Source organism: Pedobacter kyungheensis (assembly GCF_000812965.1).
Taxonomy (GTDB): domain Bacteria; phylum Bacteroidota; class Bacteroidia; order Sphingobacteriales; family Sphingobacteriaceae; genus Pedobacter; species Pedobacter kyungheensis.
In genome coordinates this window covers 23,056-48,350 of record NZ_JSYN01000001.1, presented here as the reverse complement: position 1 = coordinate 48,350, position 25,295 = coordinate 23,056, and the positions used below count along the sequence as shown (strand labels likewise).

The window sequence follows — 25,295 nt, the reverse complement described above, 5'->3', positions numbered from 1 at the left end:
AAGGCCAAAATTTAACAAAAAGTAACAATTTAACCCCTATTTATTACCGTATTACCCCCATTCAGAGCACTTCCGAAGTGCTTTCTTTGTTATAACCAAATGATAAAATATGAGCAAAAGCAAATGAAAGTTTTTTTACATCCCACTACCAACAAAAAAACATTTGAACTAATTTTTACGCAATAACCAAAGTAAACCAAACCGTTCTCCCGAACGGCGAACTTTTTAATTTAACCATCCCTATAGTATGCAAAAAAAATTACTACTGAAATTTTCGGTTGTATTTTTATTGCTGTTTAAACTTATCCCTGCCCGGGCTTCTGTAGCTGAGGCCAAACAGGCACCGGGTTTTAAGCAGCATATCGATACACTGCAAACGGGTTCTTCCCTTTACCTTATTGATGAAAACCAATTTCCTATTGCAGGCATAAAGGTTCAGAATACCCGAACCCAAAAAGCTGCGGTAACCGATAATAACGGTATTGCTGAGCTAAGTTACAGCAACGGCGATGTGATAGCCGTTTATGTACAGCAAAGCCTGATACAGAAAACTGAAATGGGCAAAGACCGCAATGTAATTGTGGTGAACAGTAAAAATCCGGGGGTGGCAGCCCTCAGGCCTGTAAGAACACTTTTTGATCAGACCGTTAAATCTACTTTATCAACCATGGCTACCGATGTGGTATACGGTTCCGATCTGACTAAATCGCCCGTAACCTCGGTTAAAGCAGCCATAACCGGCCGCTTATCGGGTTTATATACCAACCAAAATTCAGGTAGGTTAGGTTCTGAAGGCCGTACAGATGGAACTGCTGCACTGATCTCGCTCGGTTCGCTTGGATCTGATGCCGTAACCATGTCTTTAAGAGGACAAAATCCGGTAGTGATTGTTGATGGAATACCCAGACCTTTAACCATCTTCAACATGGAAGAGATCGAATCGGTAACGGTATTAAAAGATGCCGTATCTACCGCAATGCTGGGGGTGAAAGGAGCCAGTGGAGCCATTTTAATTACAACCAGAAGAGGTACCAAGGCGAAACAAACCATTTCGTTTACGGCGCAAACTGCTTTCCAAAAATCGCTTAAAATACCTCAGGCATTAAATGCCTTTCAGTATGCTACCTTAAACAACGAAGCCAGGATTAACGATGGATTGACACCTGCATATACCGCTGCCGATTTACAGGCTTATCAAACCGGTAGCGATCCTCAGGGGCATCCCGATGTAAACTGGAACGATCTGATTACCAAACCGACTTCGCGTTTTAACCATTACACTTTAAACGTAGCGGGTGGTAACGATTTCGGGAAATATTTTGTGGCGGTAGAGCACATCAATCAAAATGGTCTTTTCCGTACCTCAGATATTAATACTTATGACACCGATAATACCTTTAAAAGTTATGTGATCCGTTCGAACGTTGATTTGCAAATCAGTAAAAAACTTTCGGGTGGCATTAATCTTATGGGCCGTTTAATTAACAGCAACGATCCGGGTTATGGTTCTCAGGCCATATTAAATTCAATTTATAGTACACCTGCAAATGCTTACCCGGTTTTTAACCCGAATGGCAGTTATGCAACCACTTCGTCTTATCAAAACAACGTTTATGCCCAATCAGTAGGTTCGGGTTATATTGGTACTTACAAACGCGATGTATCGGCAGATTTGTTTTTGAAACGTACTTTTGACGAGATTACCCCAGGTTTATGGTTAAAGGCTAAGGCTTCTATTTATGCAACTTTATCCGAAAATACTTTCCGGAATAAATCTTTTGCATCGTTCTTTTATAACCCAACAACCAAAGTTTATACCCAATATGGTACTATTGGTACACAGAACAACTATACCGGTATCAACTACCAGGGGCACTCAGACTATGAGGAGTTAAGTTTGGGCTACGACCGCAATTTCGGTAAACATGGTGTAAGTGCAGTAGTACTGGCCAACCACGATAATTCATTTACAGGTTCAGATCTGCCTTATACCGTTCAGGGAATTTCGGGAAAGGCAGCTTACAATTACGATGAAAAATATGTAGCCGAAGTAGCTTTTGGCTATAACGGTTCAAATTATTACCCTCCTGCAGGCGATTATAAATATGGTTTCTTTCCGGCAGTTGCACTTGCCTGGAATATCAATAAAGAGAATTTCCTGAAAGACAGCAAATGGCTTAATACCTTAAAACTGTACGGTTCTTACGGTAAAACCGGTAACGACAATCCTGGCTACTTTGTTTACATTCAGCGTTATTTTGATGGTACTTCTACCTATTTTGGTTCTACGCCAGGTTCAAATACCAGTATTTTTGAGCAGGTTTTGGCCAACCCCAATATTACCTGGGAAAAAGCCAATAAATTTAACCTGGGCTTACAGGGAACCATTTTGGATAACAAATTAGGTTTCACGGTTGAGTACTATCGCGATAAATATTATGACCTGTTGATGCAAAGGGGCAAAAACTCGGCCCTTATTGGTCAAAGTTATCCTTTAGAAAACCTGGGGCAGAGCCGTTATACCGGTTGGGATTTTAAACTGAACTTTCAGCAAAGTTTAAAAGATTTCAGTTACTACATTGCCGCAACCGGTGGTTTACAACAATCGAAAGTACTTTACCAAAACGAGGTAAACCAGCCTTACCCTTGGATGGCCAGAACCGGGCAAGCTGTTGGACAGCGCTTTGGTTATATTGCCGAAGGCCTGTTTCAGAATACAGCTGAGATTGCAGGCAGTGCCAAACTGGAAGGTTATGCTGCACAGCCGGGCGATATTAAATACCGCGATTTAAATGGCGATGGTATCATTAATCAGCTCGACCAAACCGTAATTGGCAACACCAAGCCCCTTTTTTACTATGGTTTAAACCTGGGTTTCCAGTTTAAAGGATTTGATTTCAGTGCATTGCTGCAAGGTGCTTTAAACCGTACCATTTACCTGTCGAACAATACCGAATGGGCTTTCCAAAACAATGGCTTTGGCCAGGCATGGGAGCACAACTTAGATCGCTGGACGCCGCAAACCGCTGCAACTGCAACCATGCCACGTCTGTCTATTGGTACCAATATCAACAACGAAGCTACCTCTACCTTCTGGCAGCACTCGGGTAATTACCTGCGCTTAAAGAATATCGAATTGGGCTATACCATTCCAAACAGCCTGACCAAAAGGATCGGCCTGCAAAGTATCCGGGTATTTGGTAACGCTACCAACCTGCTTACGTTTGCCGCTTACGATAGGGTAGACCCAGAGGTTTACAACGGAAACTATCCTATTCAGAGATCGATCAATATGGGTATCAACATTAAATTTTAAGGAAATGAAAAATTTTAAACAACATATATTCATCGCTTTAATGGGGTTGCAGGTGGTTTTGACCATTACAGCCTGTAAAAAGGTAGAAACTGAGCCCCGCGACTGGATTCAGGCCGACCTGGTTTGGGATACACAGGATAAAAACGGAACAGTTGCCGGCTTTTTCCTAAACAGTGTGTATACTTTTATTCCCGGTGGCTTTAACCGCATTGATGGCGACTTTTTAGATGCTGCATCTGGTGATGCCATTCCATCCAGAACCAACACACAGGTAGAATATTTTACCAATGGTCGTATCAGTACGCTAAACAACCCCGATCCCTATTGGGGGAACAGCTATAACGGTATCCGGGCAGCTAATATTTTTCTGGCCAACATTAATGTGGTACCAGTTGCAGCACTAACCAAACAATACTGGCGTGCAGAAGCTCGTTACATCAGGGCATTGTTGTATTTCGAACTGGTTAAAAGATACGGGGGCGTTCCGCTGATTGGTGATAAGATTTTTACCCTCGATGATAACCTCGAACTGCCAAGAAATAACTTTGCCGATTGCATTAATTACATTGTAAGCGAATGCGATGCCGTAAAAGACAGTTTAAGGTTAGAAACCGGAGCCAATTATACCACTTCTGATTGGGGCCGGATTCCGAAAGGTGCGGCCATTGCGTTAAAATGCAGGGCTTACCTTTACGCAGCCAGCCCGTTATATAATGGTGGCGGGGTCGAAAACAGTGCCACGCTAAAAGCATTAACCGGTTACCCAACAGCCGACGCCAGCCGCTGGCAAAAAGTGGTTGATGCTGCAGTTGAACTGAATGCTCTTGGCTATTATCAGTTACAGGGTACTTTCAACAATATTTTCTTAACCAACAAAAACACTGAGGTTATTTTAAGCAAACAAGGTGCTACGAATACCAGTATCGAAACCACTAATGCGCCATCGGGTTATGGTGCACCTGCTTTAAGTAATGGTAGAACAAGTCCTACGGCCGATTTGGTAAATGCCTTTACCATGCGTAACGGTTTGCCGATTACCGATCCGGCTTCGGGTTACAATGCTACCGCACCTTATACCGGCAGGGATCTGCGCTTAGATTATACCATCTTTTACAATGGCGTAAATTGGTTAAACAGACCGGTACAAACTTACGAAGGTGGCTTGGACAAACCAGGCGGTACTACCGTACAAACCCGTACAGGTTATTACCTGCGCAAGTTTATGGGCAATTTTGCTACCAACAGTACCTATACCAACCAATCGCACAATTTTATCATTTTCAGGTATGGCGAAATTATTCTCAATTATGCCGAGGCCTTAAACGAACTTGGCCGTACCGAAGATGCAGTGGCTCAAATTAAGCTTTTGCGTACCCGTGCCGGCATTACAGCAGGTACCAATTCGCGTTATGGTATTCCGGTAGGTATCAATCAGGCCGATATGCGTACCCTGATCATGAACGAAAGAAGGGTAGAGCTGGCATTTGAAGAACACCGTTTCTGGGATATCCGCAGGTGGAAAATTGCCCCGGCAGTACTTAACGGACAACTTAACGGTACCAGGATTATCAAAAATGCCGATAATACTTTGAGCTATACCAATATTCCGGTAGTTACCTCAACTTTCACCAATAAGCTTTACCACATGCCTGTGCCTTATTCCGAAACAACCAAAAACAGTCAGTTGCTTCAAAATGAAGGTTGGTAAGATCGTGTAATCCAAAATATTAAACAGATGAAACATATATATAAATACTTACTGGTTTTACTGGTGCTCCTAACCTGCAATTTAGCAATGGCCCAGAACCAGGTTATATCAGGAGTGGTAACTGATGCCACCGGACCAATTTCCGGTGCTTCGGTTAAAGAAAAGGGAATGCCCACCAATGGTGTGGTAACCGATGCCAAGGGAAATTATACCATTCGGCTGAAAGGCACAAGCGGAGTTATCGTGATTTCGTTTGTAGGGGCTTTGCCTAAAGAGGTTACCGTAGGCAGCCGAAAAACAGTTAACGTACAATTAGAAGACGATGTGCAGGGCTTGGAGCAGGTTGTGGTAATTGGTTACGGTAAACAGAAAAAAATAACCCTAACCGGATCTATGAGTACCATTACAGGTGCAGATATCCGTCAAAATCCATCGGCGAGTTTGCAAAATACCTTAGTGGGCCGTTTACCGGGCTTCTTTTCGCAACAACGTTCAGGTGCTCCCGGGGCTGATGGTGCCACGTTTTTTATCAGGGGTATCAGTTCCTATAACGGTGGCTCAACTACACCTTTAATCATTGTTGATGATATTGAGTACAGCCCCGATCAGTTTGCAGCTATTGATGCCAACGAGGTAGAAAACATCAGTATTTTGAAAGATGCGGCTACCACAGCTATTTACGGTATTAAAGGCGCTAACGGTGTTGTGGTGGTAACCACCAGGAGGGGAAAATTGGGTATTCCGCAAATTACTTTCAGAAGCGAATACAGTGTAATGAAGCCAACCGTAATGCCAGAGTTTTTAGATGCTTACGAATCGGCTAAGCTTTACAACCAGGCCAGGGCTAATGATGGACTTGCACCAAGATTTAGTGCTGATGATTTACAGAAATACCAGGACGGATCTGATCCCTATGGTCACCCGAATAACGACTGGAAAAAGATCCTCTTTAAAGATTTCAGCAGCCAGGTTAAAGGTAATTTCGATATCAGCGGTGGTACCGAGAAAGTAAAATACTTTGTTTCGGCAGGTTTCCTTTACCAGAACGGGATGTTACGTAACTATGGTAAAGAGGAAGGGGTAAACTCTAACTTTTACTACAACAGGTATAATTACCGTTCTAACTTAGATATCAAGGCTACCAAAACACTCGATTTACGTATCGATTTATATGGCAACCTGGGTGTAACCAATACCAACAACATTGGTAGTGCTTTCGGTTACAACGATATCTTTTACGATTATGTGAGCTTCCTTTCACTGGCACCATTTAACTATCCGGTATATAACCCTGATGGTAGTTTTGGTTACAGCAAATGGCAGCGTGATGAGAATCCCAATTACAACCAGAATAATATTGTTGGCCGTATTACGCACTATGGTTACAACCGCAAGTACGGTAATAATATGAACCTCGTAGCCAATGCCAATCAGAAATTAGATTTTATTACCAAAGGTTTATCGGTTAAAGGGGTACTTTCTTACGCCAGTACTTATGATTATACGCGTAGCATGACACGCGATCAGTTCCCTTCGTTTATTTACGATTCCAATAACAATACTTACGAACCCCGCGATCCAAATATTTACCGCGTTAGAAGGTATTTTATTGGCTATGGTCCTGGTAGCACCATCCGCAATTTAACCACACAGGTGGTATTAAATTACGACAGAAGCTTTAACAGTCATCACGTTTACGGAACCGCTTTAACCAATATCAATACCGTTATTAAATACAACGCCAATTCGGTTTACAACTTTGTACCCAATAACTTTAAGGGTTACACCGGCAGGGTAGGTTACGATTATAAAGATAAATACCTGTTCCAGTTTAATGCGGCCTACAATGGTTCTGACCGTTTTGTGAGTACCAAAAAATATGGTTTCTTCCCGGCAGCTTCGGCAGGTTGGGTAGTTTCGAACGAAAAGTTTTTCAAAGACCATGTACCTTTTATGGATTATCTGAAATTCAGGGGGTCTTATGGAGTAGTGGGTAATGATCGTATTGGCGATAACTTCAGCTATTACTATCAGCAAAACTATAGCAACGGCGGTAATGCTTCTTTCGGTTACTCAGATAATACCCAAACCGGTATTTTAGAAGGTACATTGGGGAACAACGAGGTAACCTGGGAGAAAGAGAAGAAAACCGATGTTGCCATGGAGTTTGGCCTTTTCGGTAGTAAAATAACCGGATCTATCGATTTATTCCACAACGTGAGGAGCGATATTTTAACCAGCCGAGGAACTGTTTCGTCTATTTTCGGCGTAGGTTTGCCGCCGGTAAACTTAGGTCGTGTACAAAACCAGGGCGGTGAGATCGAAATCAGCTACCGCGATAAAATTGGAAACGTCGATTTCTCGGTACGTGCCAATTACTCGCTGGCCAAAAACAAAATCCTTTATCAGGATGAACCACTGGCTGCTTATCCGTACCAGCAATTTACCGGCAACAGCATTGGCCAGATCTTAACCTACCAGTGGATTGGTTTTTATACCTCGGCTGCTGATATTGCTGCCAGTCCGAAACCACAAACCACGCCAAGGGTGGGCGATTTAAAATATGCCGATTTAAATAACGACGGTAAGATTGATGGTTACGACATGTCAATCAACGGTTATCCTAACCTGCCCAATACCAATTACGGCTTAGAGCTGCGTGCCAATTACAAAAACTTCGGGTTTAGCTTGTTGTTCCAGGCGGCAACCAATTTTAATGTTCGTGGTGTAGCCGAGGCTATTCAGGCTTTCTCTTCAAACCTTACTTCGGTGCACCAAAATTCGTGGACACCCGAAATTGGCGATGCAGCCCAGTATCCTTTGCTTTCGCTTTCACCAGGTTTAAGCAGTCCGTCTGCCTACCCATCTACCTTCTGGTTTATTTCTGGTAATTACCTGCGCCTGAAGAATGCGGAAATTAGCTATGCCCTCCCGAAAAAATTAATCGAAAGGTTAAAAGTGCAGAGCATCCGTACTTACATTAATGGTTACAACCTGTTAACCTGGTCTAACCTGAATACCCGTTACCAGTTTGATCCGGAATCGAACTCAGGGCAGGACAGGATTAAATATCCACCTCAGCAAATGATCAATTTAGGTTTAAGTGTTACGTTTTGATAAATCTTGATATGAAAAGAATAATATTTATGATATGCTTATGTGCAGCTATTGCTGGATGTAAGAAAGGCAGCGATTTTCTGGATAGCAAAGCTGATACAGGTGAAACCGAAGCTACGGTTTTTTCAGATAGCTTAAAATCAATCAGGTTTTTAACCCAGATTTATAGCGCTGCAGGTTATAGTTTTACCAAAGGCCGTTTTAGTAGTCATGGCAATACCGAAATGGCTACAGATGATGCTGAATATGCCTATTCGGGCCCGACGCAAAATGCGGTAATTATGTACAATGGTACACTTTCGCCTACCAATTTCTGGAGTGGAGGCAGTTTACCCGATTTCTGGACTACCCCCTATACCAATATCCGCAGGGTTAACCTCATGCTATCGAAACTGCCGGTTATCCCGCTTTCTGATGCCAAAAAGAAACGTATCCAGGGCGAACTGAGATTCTTAAGGGCCTGGTATTACCACTTTTTGTTAATCAATTTTGGCGGCGTGCCAATAGATGGCGACAGTGTTTATGGTATTAGCGATGTAATTGATTTGCCAAGATCATCGTTCGAAGAAACTGTCAACTACATTACCGCTGAGCTGGATGCTGCAGCGGCTATTTTACCGGCAACTGCCGATTATGCCGAGCAGGATTATGGCCGTGCAACCAAGGGTGCCTGCATGGCACTAAAATCGCGTGTTTTATTGTATGCTGCCAGTCCGTTATTCAATGGAGGTGCTATCGATCAGGCTTCAGGAGCTGTAAAACCCATTGTAAGCTATCCGGCTTACAGCGTAGCGCGTTGGCAAAAAGCCGCCGATGCTGCAGAAGCGTTGATTAACACAGGTACTTACAGCCTTTTTGAAGATAATACTACTGCACCAGGTTATGGTTTTTACAATGTTTTTCTGAAACGGGTAAATTCCGAATACATTTTTGCCTTTAACCGTCCGGTTAACCGCGATTTTGAAGGTTATTACAATCCTCCTTCGAGGGGTGGAGCAAAAAACTCTACGCCAACACAGCAACTGGTAGAAGCTTTCCCCATGAAAAACGGAAAAGCCATTTCTGATGCTACTTCTGGTTTCGACCCTGCAAATCCCTATGCTAACCGCGATCCGCGTTTCGGTTACTCCATTATTTACAACCAGTCGCTTTATTACAGTACCACCACCAGTTCTAAAATTGTGGTGAATACTTATAATGGAGCAGCTACCGATGGTTATACCTCAAACGGAACCGGACCAACTACTACGGGTTACTATGCAAGGAAAATGTGCGATGAGAATATCTCGAGCAACAGTTCCTTTAACTCAGAACGGGGCTGGCCGTTGATCCGCTATGCCGAAATTCTTTTAAATTACGCTGAGGCCATTAACGAAACCGGTCAAACAGCTTTAGCCTATCCAAAACTGGTAGCCATTCGCAAAAGAGCGGGTATAACTGCTGGTGCAGATAATCTTTATGGTTTAAAAGCCAACATGAGCGTAGATGAGATGCGTGCGGTAATTCAGAACGAACGCCGTATCGAGCTCATGAACGAAGACCACCGCTGGAATGATATCCGCCGCTGGAAAATTGCTGTTGCGGTAAATAATGGCTACAACAAAGCCATCAATATCACTAAAACGGGTAATGTTTATACCTATCAAACGGTTAACACCATTCGTTTGCACGTTTTCAATCCGCAACATTATTTAATGCCTATTCCACAATCAGAGGTCTCAAAAATGCCTTCGATGCTTCAAAATCCAGGATATTAATTCGTCCTCCTGTATTTAATTTAATCTTGCTCCCCAGTTGCTTTCTGCAGTTGGGGAGCTTTTTTATGATATTAACCACTAAGTCACAAAGGCACGAAGTCAAGTACTGCTCAAGATGTTGCTTTGTGCCCTCTGTGCCTTCACTCTGTTTTCTCCGTGGTTAAATTACTGGCGCGGTGGTTAAATTGCGTACTTTGCGCATTCCCTTCGTGCCCTCTGCGGTTAAAAACCTTAGCTTTCTGTGATTAAAGCTAAAAAAGCCCAATTTTAAAGGAAAACTTCCTGCAGTGTGCAGCATCAAATCATGAGGGTCATGAAAGCTTCCTGCAGTATGCAGCGACAAATCATGAGGGTCATGAAAGCTTCCTGCAGTGTGCAGCGACAAATCATGAGGGTCATGAAAGCTTCCTGCAGCATGCAGCGACAAATCATAATTTTTAGCTCAAAACCTCAAAAAACAGTGGGAATAGGTGTTATACAAACTGCTTCAGGAGCATGCACACAGCTGTCGTTGTCATATTAAAAACAATCAGACATTAGTTATCCTGCCTGAAACATTTTGGTTTTTTAATCCCGTTAAGCTTTTAAAAACTCACCTTATTTACAGCAGAAACCGGCGCCTCAGTTTTTAATTTATAAACGTTTAATTAACGTTTATAAAAACTAAATTTTACCCCGAAATTCCAAAAACAGCCAAAAATCGACAAAAAATAACAATTTGACCCCTTTTAATTACCGGATTACCCCTCACTGGCTGCCCCATTTTTATGGTTAATTTGTTAAAACCAAGTATAAGATATAAGCCGATCCAAAATTATCCGAACATTAATTACACAGCGTAATTAATGGTTGTAGCGATTAAAAAATGTAACTGCCAGTTTTTTCCGAATCCCAAACCAAACCTAAAACTAATCATGAAGAGACAAAAAAGAACCTATCCCATATTTCCTGACTATTGATTTTTCTGACCCGGATGCTGCAGGAATTTTTTACCGCACAGGTAAAATAACATGGTAAGATACTGCTGTAAAAGCAATCCCATTAATTAAGAAACAACCTGGAATTTGGAGCCTAAGCTCGGGTTCCAAATACTAACTGACGAAAAATATTTTTCGATCGGATGAGCAGCCTTTTGCCTTTTCAATTTAAGGGGCGATCGGAATCCGGTTAAAAATAACTAACCAATTAAACCATTTTATGAAGAAAAAATTACCGAAGAAAGTCCCGCTCTACAAGCAGGGAAAGGTGCTAAAGCCTGTTTTAAAGTTTTTGGTCTATCTCGTTATCACTGCCTCTTATTTAACGGCATCGGCACAAACAGATGTAACCGTTAAAGGGATGGTAAAAGACACCGTTGGCGGTTTGCCCGGCGTAAACGTAAAAGTATCGGGCACCAACCGCGGTATTTCTACTGATGAGTTTGGCCGCTATACCATCAAATTACCCCGCACAGGAAAATTGTTATTCACCCTGGTAGGTTACAAACCTAAAAATGTGGCTGTTGCCAATTACGATAAAAATGCAGATGGCACTTACACCATCAACGTTACCCTCCAATCAGATGCCAACTCACTGGATGAGGTGGCTGTAGTAGGTTTTGGTACACAGAAAAAAACAAGTGTAATCAGCTCCATTACGGCCATTAACCCGAAAGAACTGAAAGGGCCAACCAGTAACCTTACCACCATGATGGCCGGTAGGGTAGCAGGTATGATTGCTTATCAGCGCAGCGGCGAACCCGGCGCCGATAACGCCCAGTTTTTCATTCGTGGTTTAGGTACCTTCGGTGCCGGTAAACAAGATCCGCTAATTTTGATCGACGGTATCGAATCGACCCAAAACGACATGGCGCGTTTGCAACCCGACGATATTTCTTCGTTTAACGTATTGAAAGACGCTACTGCATCGGCCGTATACGGTGCAAGGGGGGCAAATGGGGTAGTGCTTATTTTAACCAAATCGGGTGTGGCTGGTCAAACCAAGTTTGGTTTCAGGGCTGAGTCATCGCTATCTGCCAACACCAAAAATTTCCAGTTTGCCGATAACGTTACCTACATGAAACTGGCTAACGAAGCAGCCCTTACACGTAACAGGCTGGCCATTTTGCCTTACCTGCAAACCAAAATAGATGCTACCGCTGCGGGCGAGAATGAATTGCTTTACCCCAATAACAACTGGATTGAGCAATTAATTAAAGATTATACCATTAACCAAAGGTATAACCTAAATATTTCGGGTGGGGGTACCAAAGCCAGTTACTATATCGCCGGTACCTACAACATCGATAATGGCGTACTAAAAGTGGCAGATCTAAATAACTTTAACAACAACATCAAGTTAAAAAACTATTCGGTCCGCTCTAACGTAAACATTAACCTTACCAATACTACCGAGGCTATTATCAGGGTATATGGCCAGTTTGATGATTATACCGGGCCAGTGGGTGGTGGTGGAGCTACTTTTAACCGGGCCATTTGGTCTAACCCGGTAATGTTTCCGGCGGTTTATCCGGCCAGTTTATCGCCTTACAGCAATCACCCTTTATTTGGTAATGCCATTTCGCCACGAGGCGGATTGTACATGAATCCTTATGCCGAAATGGTGAAAGGGTACCAGGATAAAAATTCATCCACATTGCAAACGCAGATTGAAATTAAGCAGGATTTGAAATTCATTACCCCAGGTTTAACTGCCCGGATGATGAGTTACGCCCGCAGGTATTCATATTTCGATATTTCACGTGCCTACAATCCTTTCTATTATACTGCAACCGAGCAACCCGATAAATCTATCGGATTAACTTTAATGAATGGAGGAGGAGCTTTATCAGTAGGAACTGTAGGTACGGAGTATCTGGGATATTCTGAAGGAACAAAAGACTTAAATTCTACCTTCTATGCTGAGTTTTCGGCTAACTACAGCCGTACTTTTAAAGATAAACATGCTGTAAGTGGTATGTTAATTACCACCATGCGTAATTATCTGGCGGCAAATCCGGGTAGTTTGCAGCTTTCGCTGCCATCGCGCAACCAGGGTGTATCGGGTAGGGCTACTTATGGTTACGATAACCGTTACCTCGCCGAGTTTAACTTTGGTTACAATGGTTCCGAGCGTTTTGCAGAAAATAACCGCTTTGGTTTCTTCCCTTCTTTTGGTTTAGGCTATATCATCTCTAACGAAAATTATTTTAAACCTTTAACCAAAGTCATTAACAGTTTAAAACTCAGGGCAACGTATGGTTTGGTAGGTAACGATCAGATTGGTAATGCAGCCGACCGTTTCTTCTATCTTTCGGAAGTAAATATGAACAACGGAACTTTCGGCGCAAGGTTCGGCGAAGATGGATTATATTATCGTGATGGTATTTTGGTTTCCCGTTATTCCAATCCGCTAATTACCTGGGAAAGATCTAAGCAAACCAACATTGGTTTGGATATGACCTTGTTTAACAGCCTGAACCTGACCTTCGATATTTATAAAAACGAACGTTCTAATATTTTAACCGACCGTACTTTTATACCAAGTACCATGGGCTTACAAGCTGCTGTAAGGGCCAATACCAATAAAGCCGAAAGTAAAGGGATCGATTTTTCGGCCAGCTATAACAAATCTTTCAGCAACAGCATGTTTTTGCAAATGCGCGGTAATTTTACCTATGCTACCAACAAAATTTTAATTTACGATGAACCTTCTTTTAACGCAAATGAGGCTTATCGTACACATGTGGGTTTACCCACCACACAAGCCTTTGGTTACATTGCTGAGCGTTTGTTTGTTGATGATGCAGAAGCGAAAAACTCACCGGTTCAGTTTGCGGGTGTACCCGGACTTGATTACGGAGGAGGAGACATTAAATACCGCGACGTAAATGGCGATGGCATTATCAGTGATGTAGATCAGGTGCCTATTGGCTTGCCAACCAGCCCTGAAATTGTGTATGGTTTTGGTGGTACATTTGGTTTCAAAGGATTCGATATTTCTGCATTCTTTCAGGGATCGGCCAGATCTTCGTTCTTCATCAATCCTGGTAACATTTCTCCTTTTGTGCTTAACAACGAATCAGGCAATCCTAACGTTACCCAAAATGGATTGCTACAGGTAATTGCCGATAGTCATTGGTCTGAGCAAAACCGCGATAGCTACGCTTTCTGGCCACGTTTAAGCCCTAATTTCGTAAACAATAACACCCGTACCTCAACCTGGTGGATGCGTAACGGTGCTTTTTTAAGGCTAAAAAGTGTAGAGCTGGGCTACAACCTGCAAAGCAAATTGCAGAAAAGGCTGGGCTTAAGCAGTGCACGTTTTTATGTTAACGCTACCAATCTTGGTGCTTTAAGTGCTTTCAAACTCTGGGATCCAGAAATGGGTGGCAACGGTTTGGGTTATCCTGTTCAAACCGTATACAATTTAGGTTTAAATGTTTCATTCTAACCATTAAGCTTAAAAACAACAATATGAAAATCAATAATATTTTATTTAGAAAATATATGGCAAAGTCAGGTTTAGCCAAATTAACTGCGGCTGCGCTGGTTATCGTTTTATCGGTGAGCTCCTGCAAAAAGTACCTCGATATCGTTCCCGATAACGTAGCTACAATCGATAATGCCTTTACCTTAAGGAACGAAGCCGAAAAATACCTGTTTACCTGTTATTCTTTCCTGCCAAAAGATGGCGAACCATTGCTAAACGCCGGTTTTATGGCTGGCGATGAAATCTGGACCTCGCTGGATGAAAGGGAATTTATTTCTTATGGCTGGAGGCTGGCAAGGGGAGGACAAGGAGCAGAAAACCCATTACTGGATGCCTGGAATGGTCGTTATCAGGGTGGCGGTAACGTTTATAATTACAATGATAATCCCGGTGGAGATTATGGTTTGTTTAAAGCCATCAGAAACTGCAACATCTTTTTAGAAAATGTGCAGGACCAGAGTAAAATACCAGATTTGAGCTTAAACGAACGCGAGCGCTGGATTGCCGAGGTGAAATTTTTAAAAGCCTATTACAATTTCTATTTGTTGCGCATGTATGGCCCCATTCCGATTGTAGATACCAATATCGGGATCAGTGCAACAGAAGAAGAAGTGCGGATTAAAAGAATGCCATTTGATGAATGCGTAAACTACATCTCAGGCTTACTGGATCAGGCCATTCCGGGCTTGCCGCAAATTATTACCGATAAAAGTACCGAGCTGGGCCGCATTACCAGGCCTATAGCACTTGCCATTAAAGCCAAACTTTTATTAACAGCTGCCAGTCCTTTGTTTAACGGCAATACCGATTACAGTAATTTCAGAGATAAAGATGGCGTAGTGTTATTTAACACCGCTTACGATGCCAATAAATGGAAAAAAGCAGCCGATGCTGCCAAAGCCGCTATTGATGCTGCCGAAGCTGCAGGTTTTAAATTGTACCAGTTTCCGGGCACCACTTTTAAATTATCTGATACCACACTCAGACAGCTCACCATAAAAGGTGCGGTAACCGAGCGTTTTAATGTTAATCTCGAACATGTTTGGGCCAACCCGAACAGCCGTACCTTTAACATGCAAAGGGCTGCCATGCCGCGTTTAACTTCTGCTGTTGTAGTTGGAAGTGCCCGTCAGCAACTGGCTCCGCCATTAAAAATTGCCGAAATGTTTTACAGTAAAAACGGTGTGCCGATTAACGAAGATAAAACACTCGATTTTACCAACAAATATACGCTGCGTACCGCGGTTAAAAGCGAGCGCTTTTATGTAAAGGAAGGCTACACTACAGCCAGGATCAATTTTGACCGCGAACCGAGGTTTTATGCCGATTTAGGTTTTGATGGTGGAATCTGGTATAAATACGATAGCCCAACCAATTCTGATGAAGGCACTTTCGTACTCGAAGGCAAATCGAACCAGGTGGCTGGTGCAAACAACTTTGGCTGGTACAACGAAACAGGTTATTTCATTAAAAAACTGGTCGATTGGAACATGATAAATGGTACAAACGGAGCCAGCTACCGCGATTATCCATGGCCGGAAATCAGAATGGCCGACCTTTATTTAATGTATGCCGAAGCCCTAAACGAAACGCTGGCGGCACCATCGGCCGATGTATACGAATACATCAACCGCATCAGAACGCGGGCCGGTTTGCCAACCGTACAAAACGCATGGACCAACTTTTCAAACAACCCGGGTAAGTATACCACCAAAGATGGGATGCGCGAAATTATCCAGCAGGAAAGACTGATTGAAATGGCATTTGAAGGAAGCCGTTTTTGGGATATCAGACGCTGGAAACGTGCTGCAGAAATGTTTAACCAACCCATTACCGGATGGAGTGTTTACCAACCTACCTCTGCAGAATATTACCGTGTACGAACCATTTTTAACCAAAATTTTGTGGCTCCACGCGATTATTTGTGGCCATTGCGCGCATACGATTTAACTGTTAACCCTAAACTGGTTCAAAACCCAGGCTGGTAGTATGAATTGATTAAAAAATATTCGATATGAAAAGAATAAATAAAAACCTGCTGTTATTCCTGTTAACCTTAACAGTAGCATTTTCAGGCTGTAAAGAGGATCAGTTAGGCCCCTTAGAAAATAACACCACGCCTCCGGGCAAAGTAAGTAATGTTACCATTAAAAATGGAGCAGGTAATGCCAGCATTACTTTCAGCTTACCTGCCGATAAAGATTTATTGTATGTTAAAGCCGTTTACTATCTGGCCAATGGTCAGGAAATGGAAGTGAAAACTTCTTATTATGGCAATACTTTATTGGTAGAAGGTTTTGGCGATACCAATGAACATGAGGTGAAAATTTACGCCGTAAACAGAAGCGAAGTAGCTTCAGAACCGACCATTGTGAAGGTTAAACCATTGGAAAATCCAATTTGGGGCGTATACCGTAGCCTTAAGGCTGTTGCCGATTTTGGTGGATTAAACTTTAAAGGAAGCAATCCAGCCAAAGCCGACCTCGCCATAGAAGTATTGGTTCTTTCGAAAGGGAAATATGTGCCAACGGCAAAGAATATTTATACCGCGGCTCCTGAGATCGATCAGTCGATCAGGGGACTGGATACATTGACCCAGAAATTTGCCATTACCATTCGCGACAGGTGGTTAAATTACAGCGATACGCTTTTTACCACTTTAAAGCCGCTGTATGAAACCGTATTGCCTAAATCAACTTATAAAGAAGTGATTTTACCAACCGATTCGCCGCAGGAATACACCTCTACAGGAGTATCCAAAATGTGGGATGGCAATATTATCGACTGGCCGAGTGTGTGTTTAACCAAAACCACGGTATTAACACCACAATGGGTAACTTTCGATCTGGGCAGAACAGCAACCTTAAGCCGCATAGTAGTGTGGAATTATCCCGAATACCTCAATGCCGGACGTACTTATTACTATGGAGGCAATTTAAAGGATTTTGAAATCTGGGGAACCGATAATCCGCCTGCTGATGGCAGTTTTAACAATTGGGTAATGTTGGGTAAATACAGCTCTACCAAACCTTCTAAAAGTGCCTATGGGGTGCAAACCAGCGAAGATTATGCCTTTGCCAATGCCGGTATCAGCTACAATTTTGCCGTTGGACTTAAAAAAGTACGCTATATCCGCATTAAATCTATTAACAACTGGCAGGGCACTTCTTTCATGAGTGTTTCTGAAGTACAGCTTTATGGCGATCCGAGGTAATTAAAAAAGCATTTAAAGATGAATAATCAAAAAACATATATGAGAACCATAAAACTAGCTTTTATGTGTTTGTGGGCAGGTACTTTCGTGGCCTGTACCAAATCCGACGATTATAAAAAGTATACCGAGAAAGGAGAAATTTCCTATACCGGCAAGTTAGATTCGGTGAAAATAATGTCAGGCAACAACCGCGTGTACATCAGTGGCTTGTTTCTTTCGGATCCAAAAGTAACCCAGTGCAAAATTTTCTGGAACAACAAGGCCGATTCGGTAGTAATACCTGTAAAGAAAAAGTATGCTACCGATACGCTGAAATATTTTATAGAGCGTGTACAGGAAGGCGTTCAGAATTTCCAGATTTATACTTACGATGCAGTTGGAAATAAATCCATCCCGGTATACAAAACCGGAAGGTCTTATGGCTCAAGGTATCAGTCGTCGTTGTTTAACAGGCCTATCGAATCGGCTTTTACCAATGCCAGTGGTGCAACTACGATTACCTGGCAGGGTATGGACCGCTTAACCGGGGTGTTTGCCACAGAAGTAGAATACACCAGTTTAAGCAATGTAATTAAAAAGATCAGGACCAAAATAGACGAAACTACAACGGCTATTCCTGATATTAAGCCCGGTACAAGTTTAAGGTACCGCACCCTGTTTTTGCCCGATACTGTTTCTATCGATACCTTTTCTACAGCTTTTCAAACGCAGCGTGTAGGGGCCGATATTACCGCAACTTATTTTAAAAACAAGGGAAATCCTTTCCAACCTGCAGCAAGCGGGGGCAGATGGAGAAATATTGCCGACTGGACCGTTACCGATAATATCCGTAACCACGGCGGTTTAGGTGGCTGGTGCTCTGATTCTGGCGGTTGTTTAGCTATGGAAATGGGTTGGGATGGTTCCGCTCAGATTATCAATGGTAAAATATTCCAAACCTTTACGCTTCCGGCAGGTAGTTATAGCTTTGAAATTACGATGGCTAAAAATGAAGCAAAAGATCCGGTTTACATTGTAGCAGCAGCGGGTAATACGCTACCAGATGTTGCCAATGTGTCTACATCATTAGGTTACACCAACTTTGCCAACAATAAGTTTCAATTTACCTTAACACAATCAACAACAGTATCAATTGGCTTTCTGGCCTCGATGACCTCAGCATCAGGAAATCAGTTTTGGATTGTAAAAGAGGTGGCGCTCAAATCTCTCTAGTACTGTTTGGTTTAATACTTAAGCCAATTAGTAAATTTATTCTCAGGGCTTTCTGTAAAGGAACCCTGAGAATTTTTATTTCAAAAGAATATTAATTTAGTCAATCAAAAAACACGCCATGCAAAAGCAAGTTCAAACCTGCATTATCCTGTTAGTCACAATTGTTATTCAATCTTGTGCGGTAAAAAAAACGAAACATATTGCTGTCAGATATGAAACCGAGGGTTATAAATTGGTTTGGAACGACGAATTTGAAAAGGATGGAACACCTAATCCGGCAAACTGGACTTATGAAAAAGGTTTTGTACGGAATGAGGAATTACAATGGTATCAGCCCGAAAATGCTTTTTGTAAAGACGGGAGACTGATCATCGAAGCACGCAAAGAACAGAAACCTAATCCATTATACGTAGCAGGGAGTAATGATTGGCGTAAAAAGCCTCAAAACATCGAATATACTTCGGCCTGTATTATCACTAAAGATTTGCAAAGCTGGCAATACGGCCGTTTCGAAATGAGCGCGAAGATCGATATTTCAGCTGGTTTATGGCCGGCATTCTGGACTTTGGGCCTCAACGGTCGCTGGCCTGCCAATGGCGAAATTGATATTATGGAATATTATCGGGGTAAATTATTGGCCAATATTGCCAGTATGGGCAAAAATGGTAAAGCCAAATGGTTTAGCAATACCAAGTCAACCGATTCGCTGGGTGGTAAAAAATGGGCCGCTCAATTTCATACCTGGCGCATGGACTGGGATGAACAAGCAATCAGCCTTTTTGTTGATGATGTTTTGTTGAATAAAACTTTACTGAGCCAGCTGGAAAACGAAAACGGAACTCCGTTTCATCCCTTTAAGCAAAAGCACTATATCTTGTTCGATTTGGCTTTGGGAGGTATGAATGGGGGTGACCTGAAAGATACCCGCTTCCCAAACCGGATGGAAGTAGAATATGTGAGGGTTTATCAGAAGTAAAATAGAGTCGTCATTTCGAGCGAAGTGCAACGAAGTCGAGAAATCTATTTAATTAGACCTTTTTATTTCGCTGCACCCCGTTTGAGATGACGACCTTTCTGTTTAATTAATTCTGAACCTTAATTTCGGTTCTTCTGTTTATAATCCGGCCTTCTTCGCTATTGTTGTTGCTAATCGGGTTTTTCTCTCCGTGACCAACAACTGTAAAATTGCTTCCGTTTAAGCCAGCATTTACAAAATAAGATTTTACTGCATTAGCACGGTCAACAGATAATTGCATGTTGTGCTCCGGTGTTCCTTCTGCTGATGAATAGCCGTTTAAGACAAATTTAGTCTCAGGCGATTTTTTCATTTCAGTAACCGCTTTATCTAAAATCGGGAATGATGCGGTTTTCAATACAAATGAGTTAAACTCAAACTGGATATTATCCAGGTTAAAATTAGGTTTTTCAACCGGTGCTGGTTTCTCTGGTTCCTTTTCAGGTGCCGGAGCTGGTTTTTTCTCTTCAACCGGAGCAGGTTTTTCAACAGGTGCCGGAGCAGGTTTAGCTACCAGTTTTTTGGTTTTACAAGAGTAAAGGCTTAAGGTAAATGAGGCAACGAGCGCTGTAAATAATAGTTTTTTGGTAATGTTCATTGTTTTAAGATTAATTTAAGTTTATTGTGTGTTTGTTGCCAAACATACTAATAAATGATTACAGCTATAACGATCAATTTGTAAAGAACTTGTATCGTTACCATTTAACTGTAAAAATTAAATCCCATTAAAACATGATAATTTATGCCCGTTAAGCCCTTAAATTCGGCATTAAGTTTAAGAAAGCCTGTGAGTTGGCTGTATATTTCTTTTTATCCAGTTTAAAATAAAATGCACCTTTTTTTGAGCCTGTTTTATCCTTTTCTTCCAGCTTAATCAACAAACCCGTTGAAGTAATTTTACGGCTGAAATTGCGCGTGTCGATTTTCGTATCGTTTACTTCCTCAAAAAGAATATGCAGCTGCGGGATGGTAAATTTCTTAGGCAGCATTTCAAACAAAATAGGATGGAGCGATGCTTTATAACGCAGTTTTTTTCGCGCATCAGCCACCATTTTGTTATGGTCGAAAATTAATTTTGGCCGTTCATTAATTAAAAACCATTCAGCTTCGTAATCGTCGTTTAATTGCGTTTCATATTTATGGATATCAATCAATGCAAAGTAACCAACTGATAAAGTACGCTCTATCGGATCGCGCTTTGGTTCGCCATAAATTTGCATTTGTTCCAGGTAAACCCCTTCCAGGCCTGTCATTTTCTTCAATACGCGGTTGGCTGCATCATCAGGACTTTCATCCGGCCCAACAAAGCCTCCCATTAAACTCCACTTGTTAATTTCGGGTTCCAGCCCCCTTTTTACCAACAAAATTTTTAGGTGCTCGCCATCAAAGCCAAATACAATACAATCAACAGCTACAAGGTAATGTGGCTGCCCGGGATATTCAATCATTTTTAATTCATGTTTTGAGCCGTTAATATGTTCAATTTTTCAGACATATAAAAATAATTATTAATTGTCGTTTTGACAATTAATAATTATTTCATAATTTGGCAGCGTAGATTAGTCAGGCAAATCAGGCTGGCTGTTCTAACCAATTATAACAAATATAATGAACCAAACATTCGAACTCGACAGTAATCCGCATACCCGGTTAAACATATTAACGGGAGAGTGGATTTTAGTATCGCCACACCGTACTAAAAGACCGTGGCAAGGTAAGGTTGAAGACATTACACCTGATAACCGACCTGAATACGATCCAAAATGCTATTTATGCCCGGGTAATGGCAGGGCAGATGGCGATAGCAATCCCGAGTATACCGAAAGCTTCGTTTTTAATAACGATTTTGCGGCATTGCTCGAAGATACGCCTCAAAACGAAATGAACGAAGGCGATTTGCTGGTAGCCAATAACCAGCGGGGGCTTTGCAGGGTAATTAGTTTCAGCCCTAAGCACAACCTTACCTTGCCCGAAATGAGTGTTGAAGGGATTACTGCTGTGGTAAATGTCTGGCAAAATGAATTTAACACCCTGGCTAAAAAGGAGTGGATCAAATACATTCAGATTTTCGAAAATAAAGGCGAGATCATGGGCTGCAGCAATCCGCACCCGCACGGACAAATTTGGTCGCAGAGCGATATCCCGCTCGAAATTGCCAAAGAAACTGAGCGCCAGAAATCGCATTACGCCATTCATAGAACCAGTTTGCTGGGCGATTATTTAAAACTCGAACTGAAAAAAAATGAACGTATTATTTTTGAGAACGATCATTTCGCAGTGCTGGTGCCATTTTGGGCAGTCTGGCCATACGAGACAATGATTATCAGCAAACGCCATGTTAACAGCATCAAATTGTTTACTGAAGAGGAGAAACGGTCGCTGGCTGAGGCCATTAAAGTTTTAACCACTAAATACGATAACCTTTTCGAAACTTCATTTCCTTATTCGGCAGGGATGCACCAGGCACCCGTAAATAATGGCGATTATCCGGAGTGGCACTGGCACATGCACTTTTACCCGCCATTGCTGCGCTCGGCTACCGTTAAAAAATTTATGGTGGGTTATGAAATGCTGGCCAATCCGCAACGCGATATTACCGCCGAATTTGCAGCAGGCAGGTTAAGGGAAATGTCTACCGAACATTATAAAAACATTAAGAAAGACTAACGCGTAAATCCATGAATGCACAACATTTAAAAAATACCTTTAAAAAGCTTTTCAATGCTGAGCCAATTTTGGTCCGTTCTCCCGGAAGGATCAATATTATTGGCGAACATACGGATTACAATGAAGGCTTTGTAATGCCTGCGGCGATTAACAAAGCCATTTATGTGGCCATATCAAAAAGAGACGATCAAGAAATTCATCTTTTTTCAGAAAGCTACCAGGAATTTGATATTTCATCTGTTAACGATTTAAAACCATCAAAAAACAGCTGGGCCAATTACATATTGGGCGTGGCCGATCAGTTCAAAGAACGTGGCTACAAGCTCGGAGGTTTTAACTTTTACATCGATGGCGATGTACCTTTGGGAGCTGGCTTATCGTCTTCTGCGGCGGTTGAGTGTGCTACGGGTTTTGCTTTAGATCAGCTTTTTTCGTTGTCGGTACCTAAAATGGATCTCGCACTCATAGCCCAAAAAGCAGAACAAACATTTGCCGGCGTTAACTGTGGTATTATGGATCAGTTTGCCTCCGTATTCGGTAAGAAAGATCATGCCATAATGCTCGACTGCCGCTCGATGAAGCATATTTACATTCCGCTAAAACTGGATGGATATAAATTGCTACTTTTAAATACCAACGTAAAACATGCCCTTTCTGATTCGGCCTACAACAAAAGAAGGCAGCAATGCGAGCAGGGCGTAAGCTGGATAAAAGCACATCACCCACATGTAAAAAGCCTGCGTGATGTAGATTTGAACATGCTGGAAGAGTTTGTAAAGCCAAAAGATGCTGAGGTTTATACCAAATGCCGTTACGTTGTTGAAGAAATTAGCCGTTTGCTAAATGCAGCCGAGCAGTTGAAGAACGGTAATTTAGCAAGTTTGGGTAAACTGATGTTCGAAACACATGAAGGTTTAAGTGCTGCGTACGAGGTAAGCTGTAAAGAACTCGATTTCCTGGTTGATGCTGTAAAACCTTTAGATTATGTTTTGGGCGCCAGAATGATGGGCGGTGGTTTTGGTGGTTGCACCATTAACATTGTAAAAGAAGAAAATATTCCGGCCCTGATTGAAGAGCTTGCCACTAAGTACCAGATGCAGTTTGGACTAAAGTTAGACGCTTATACCGTACAAACCGATAACGGAACCAGCTTATTTAGCTAAAAAACAATATCAGATTGTCATCCTGAGGGCGAATTTGTTGTATAAAATCAATTCGAGAAACAGTCCTTCCGAGATCGTCATTTCGAGCGGCCCCGATAGCTATCGGGGGCAACGTAGTCGAGAAATCTAACTTGAAAAGATTTCTCCGTTTCGCCATCGGGTGAAAAACCGGCTGGCTCCAGTCGAAATGACGATTCTTCTACAGGGCTTGTCAATGGCAGCTTGTCGAATGACCTAACGAAATACACCTAAATGTTTCGATCCTTCATCAGGCTCAGTTTGATAAATTTCAGGAAAAGCTAAAGCTGACAAAACCGCTTTAGCTTTTCTTTTCATCAGCCAGTTTTTTTACAATCCACGGTAAGCTTAATCCCTGGCCAATTAATGTAAATAATACCACCACTACCGAAATAAATATAATCGCATTACGCTGTGGAAAAGCACTTCCATTAGTCAGATTTGTCGGTAATCCGATGGCAATGGCCAGTGAAACAATGCCACGCATACCCGACCAGCTGATAATCAGGCTGTTTTTAAAATCAAGCAATGCTGCTTCTGTAATCCGGTGTTTTCCTTTTTGAAATGCTTTTTGGAGGTTAATTTTTTGCAGAAAAACGCGGGCCATTCTCAGTAGCAGCGCTACAATCGTAATCACCAGCGAATATCCAATGTAAGGCAAAATATCGGCTTGATTAATACTCTTGTATACATATGGGAATTGCAGACCAATTAAAATGAAAATTAATCCGTTTAAGAGGAAAATGATAATATCCCAAATGTTTTTAGATTGGTTTTTAAGCTGTTCGGGAAATACGTGGTTACTAAACCTCGATATGCCTAAACCTAAAATTACAACGGCAATAACGCCCGAGACATGAATTTCTTCTGCAATTAAATAGGTTACAAAAGGCATTAACAACATAAAACTGATGGTTGCCAGCCGGTTATCATGAATTCTTTTTAGAATAAAAGCCAAAATTCTCGACATTACCATTCCCGTTATAAAACCACCTGCCATTAAAATGGCAAATGATAACGAGGCTTTCCAAAATACAAATGCTGTTCCCGTTACTGCCGCTACCGCAAAACGATATGCTACCAGGGCCGATGCATCGTTAACCAGGCTTTCTCCTTCTAAAATCGTATTGGTTTTGTGCGAGAGACCAAGCCCTTTGGTAATACTCATGGCTGCAACGGCATCGGTAGCCGATAAAATAGCACCCAAAACAAAAGAAACAGGCCAGCTCATTCCCGGAATCATGTAATGTGCAACAACAGCGATCCCAATAGCGGTAATAAATACCAAACCAATAGATAGCGTGGCAATAGTATTTATATTGGTTTTAAATTCCTTGAACGAAATATTAAAAGCAGCATCGTAGAGCAAAGGCGGGAGGAAAATCAAAAATATAATTTCCGGATTGATATCAATTGGTCGTAACCCAGGGATAAAACCAACCGCTATTCCGGCAATAATGAGTAAAACAGGGTAGGGAATTTTAATGTGATCGGCAACTGATGACAGGCCAATCATTACCACTAAAATAAATATAACGATGGTGTAGTTTTCCATAGCGAACTAAACTAGCCCGCAAAATATGGGTTTGAAACTAATTTGCAAAAGTAAGGCTCAAAAATTTGTTCGGGTTTAAGCAA

15 protein-coding genes are annotated in these 25,295 nt (G+C 41.9%); 11 read left to right on the top strand and 4 right to left on the bottom strand.

Annotated elements, in window-relative coordinates:
* The first annotated feature begins 247 nt into the window (after positions 1 to 247).
* The 4 genes from OC25_RS00170 to OC25_RS00155 are packed head-to-tail and all read left to right on the top strand — an operon-like array spanning position 248 to position 9,898.
* Positions 248 to 3,316: a SusC/RagA family TonB-linked outer membrane protein gene (locus tag OC25_RS00170; protein ID WP_052265837.1), complete on the top strand. Its 3,069-nt coding sequence runs from the start codon at positions 248 to 250 to the stop codon at positions 3,314 to 3,316.
* A gap of 4 nt (positions 3,317 to 3,320) precedes the next feature.
* Positions 3,321 to 5,024, top strand: a complete 1,704-nt coding sequence (locus OC25_RS00165) for a RagB/SusD family nutrient uptake outer membrane protein (protein WP_039470484.1) — start codon at positions 3,321 to 3,323, stop codon at positions 5,022 to 5,024.
* A 27-nt stretch (positions 5,025 to 5,051) separates the two neighbouring features.
* Positions 5,052 to 8,141, top strand: coding sequence for a SusC/RagA family TonB-linked outer membrane protein (locus OC25_RS00160; protein ID WP_052265836.1), 3,090 nt, complete (start codon positions 5,052 to 5,054; stop codon positions 8,139 to 8,141).
* Positions 8,142 to 8,152: 11 nt separating this feature from the next.
* Entirely contained in the window at positions 8,153 to 9,898 is a 1,746-nt protein-coding gene (locus OC25_RS00155; RefSeq protein ID WP_039470482.1) for a RagB/SusD family nutrient uptake outer membrane protein, read from the top strand.
* 160 nt (positions 9,899 to 10,058) lie between these two features.
* On the opposite strand, the gene OC25_RS00150 is transcribed toward OC25_RS00155, so the two are convergent.
* Positions 10,059 to 10,325 carry a hypothetical protein gene (locus OC25_RS00150; protein ID WP_039470479.1) on the bottom strand — a complete coding sequence of 89 codons (267 nt, stop codon included), beginning with the start codon at positions 10,323 to 10,325 and terminating at the stop codon, positions 10,059 to 10,061.
* 770 nt (positions 10,326 to 11,095) lie between these two features.
* On the opposite strand from OC25_RS00150, the gene OC25_RS00145 reads away from it, so the two are divergent.
* The 5 genes from OC25_RS00145 to OC25_RS00125 all read left to right on the top strand — a co-directional run bounded on the left by OC25_RS00145 (position 11,096) and on the right by OC25_RS00125 (position 19,770).
* Positions 11,096 to 14,329: a SusC/RagA family TonB-linked outer membrane protein gene (locus OC25_RS00145; protein WP_082018456.1), complete on the top strand. Its 3,234-nt coding sequence runs from the start codon at positions 11,096 to 11,098 to the stop codon at positions 14,327 to 14,329.
* Positions 14,330 to 14,352: 23 nt separating this feature from the next.
* Positions 14,353 to 16,356 carry a RagB/SusD family nutrient uptake outer membrane protein gene (locus tag OC25_RS00140; protein ID WP_245221816.1) on the top strand — a complete coding sequence of 668 codons (2,004 nt, stop codon included), beginning with the start codon at positions 14,353 to 14,355 and terminating at the stop codon, positions 16,354 to 16,356.
* A gap of 26 nt (positions 16,357 to 16,382) precedes the next feature.
* Positions 16,383 to 17,582, top strand: a complete 1,200-nt coding sequence (locus OC25_RS00135) for a DUF5000 domain-containing lipoprotein (protein WP_039470477.1) — start codon at positions 16,383 to 16,385, stop codon at positions 17,580 to 17,582.
* A gap of 39 nt (positions 17,583 to 17,621) precedes the next feature.
* A complete protein-coding gene (locus OC25_RS00130; RefSeq protein ID WP_167335343.1) occupies positions 17,622 to 18,794 on the top strand; it encodes a DUF4998 domain-containing protein in 1,173 nt (390 codons plus the stop codon).
* Between the two features lie 118 nt (positions 18,795 to 18,912).
* Positions 18,913 to 19,770 (top strand): glycoside hydrolase family 16 protein, encoded by an 858-nt coding sequence (locus OC25_RS00125; RefSeq protein WP_039470473.1) that lies wholly within the window; start codon positions 18,913 to 18,915, stop codon positions 19,768 to 19,770.
* Positions 19,771 to 19,876: 106 nt separating this feature from the next.
* Here OC25_RS00125 and OC25_RS00120 read toward each other — a convergent pair whose 3' ends face one another.
* Both OC25_RS00120 and OC25_RS00115 read right to left on the bottom strand, forming a co-directional pair.
* A complete protein-coding gene (locus OC25_RS00120; protein ID WP_039470470.1) occupies positions 19,877 to 20,407 on the bottom strand; it encodes an OmpA family protein in 531 nt (176 codons plus the stop codon).
* 151 nt (positions 20,408 to 20,558) lie between these two features.
* On the bottom strand, positions 20,559 to 21,257 hold the full coding sequence (locus tag OC25_RS00115; RefSeq protein WP_039470467.1) for an NUDIX hydrolase: 699 nt from the start codon (positions 21,255 to 21,257) through the stop codon (positions 20,559 to 20,561).
* 160 nt (positions 21,258 to 21,417) lie between these two features.
* Between OC25_RS00115 and OC25_RS00110 the strand changes: the two genes are divergently transcribed.
* Together OC25_RS00110 and OC25_RS00105 are read left to right on the top strand one after the other, a co-directional pair.
* On the top strand, positions 21,418 to 22,476 hold the full coding sequence (locus tag OC25_RS00110; RefSeq protein WP_039470466.1) for a UDP-glucose--hexose-1-phosphate uridylyltransferase: 1,059 nt from the start codon (positions 21,418 to 21,420) through the stop codon (positions 22,474 to 22,476).
* Between the two features lie 11 nt (positions 22,477 to 22,487).
* Positions 22,488 to 23,639: a galactokinase gene (locus OC25_RS00105; protein WP_039470463.1), complete on the top strand. Its 1,152-nt coding sequence runs from the start codon at positions 22,488 to 22,490 to the stop codon at positions 23,637 to 23,639.
* A 319-nt stretch (positions 23,640 to 23,958) separates the two neighbouring features.
* Here OC25_RS00105 and OC25_RS00100 read toward each other — a convergent pair whose 3' ends face one another.
* Positions 23,959 to 25,212: a Na+/H+ antiporter gene (locus OC25_RS00100; RefSeq protein ID WP_039470461.1), complete on the bottom strand. Its 1,254-nt coding sequence runs from the start codon at positions 25,210 to 25,212 to the stop codon at positions 23,959 to 23,961.
* Positions 25,213 to 25,295: the final 83 nt, after the last annotated feature.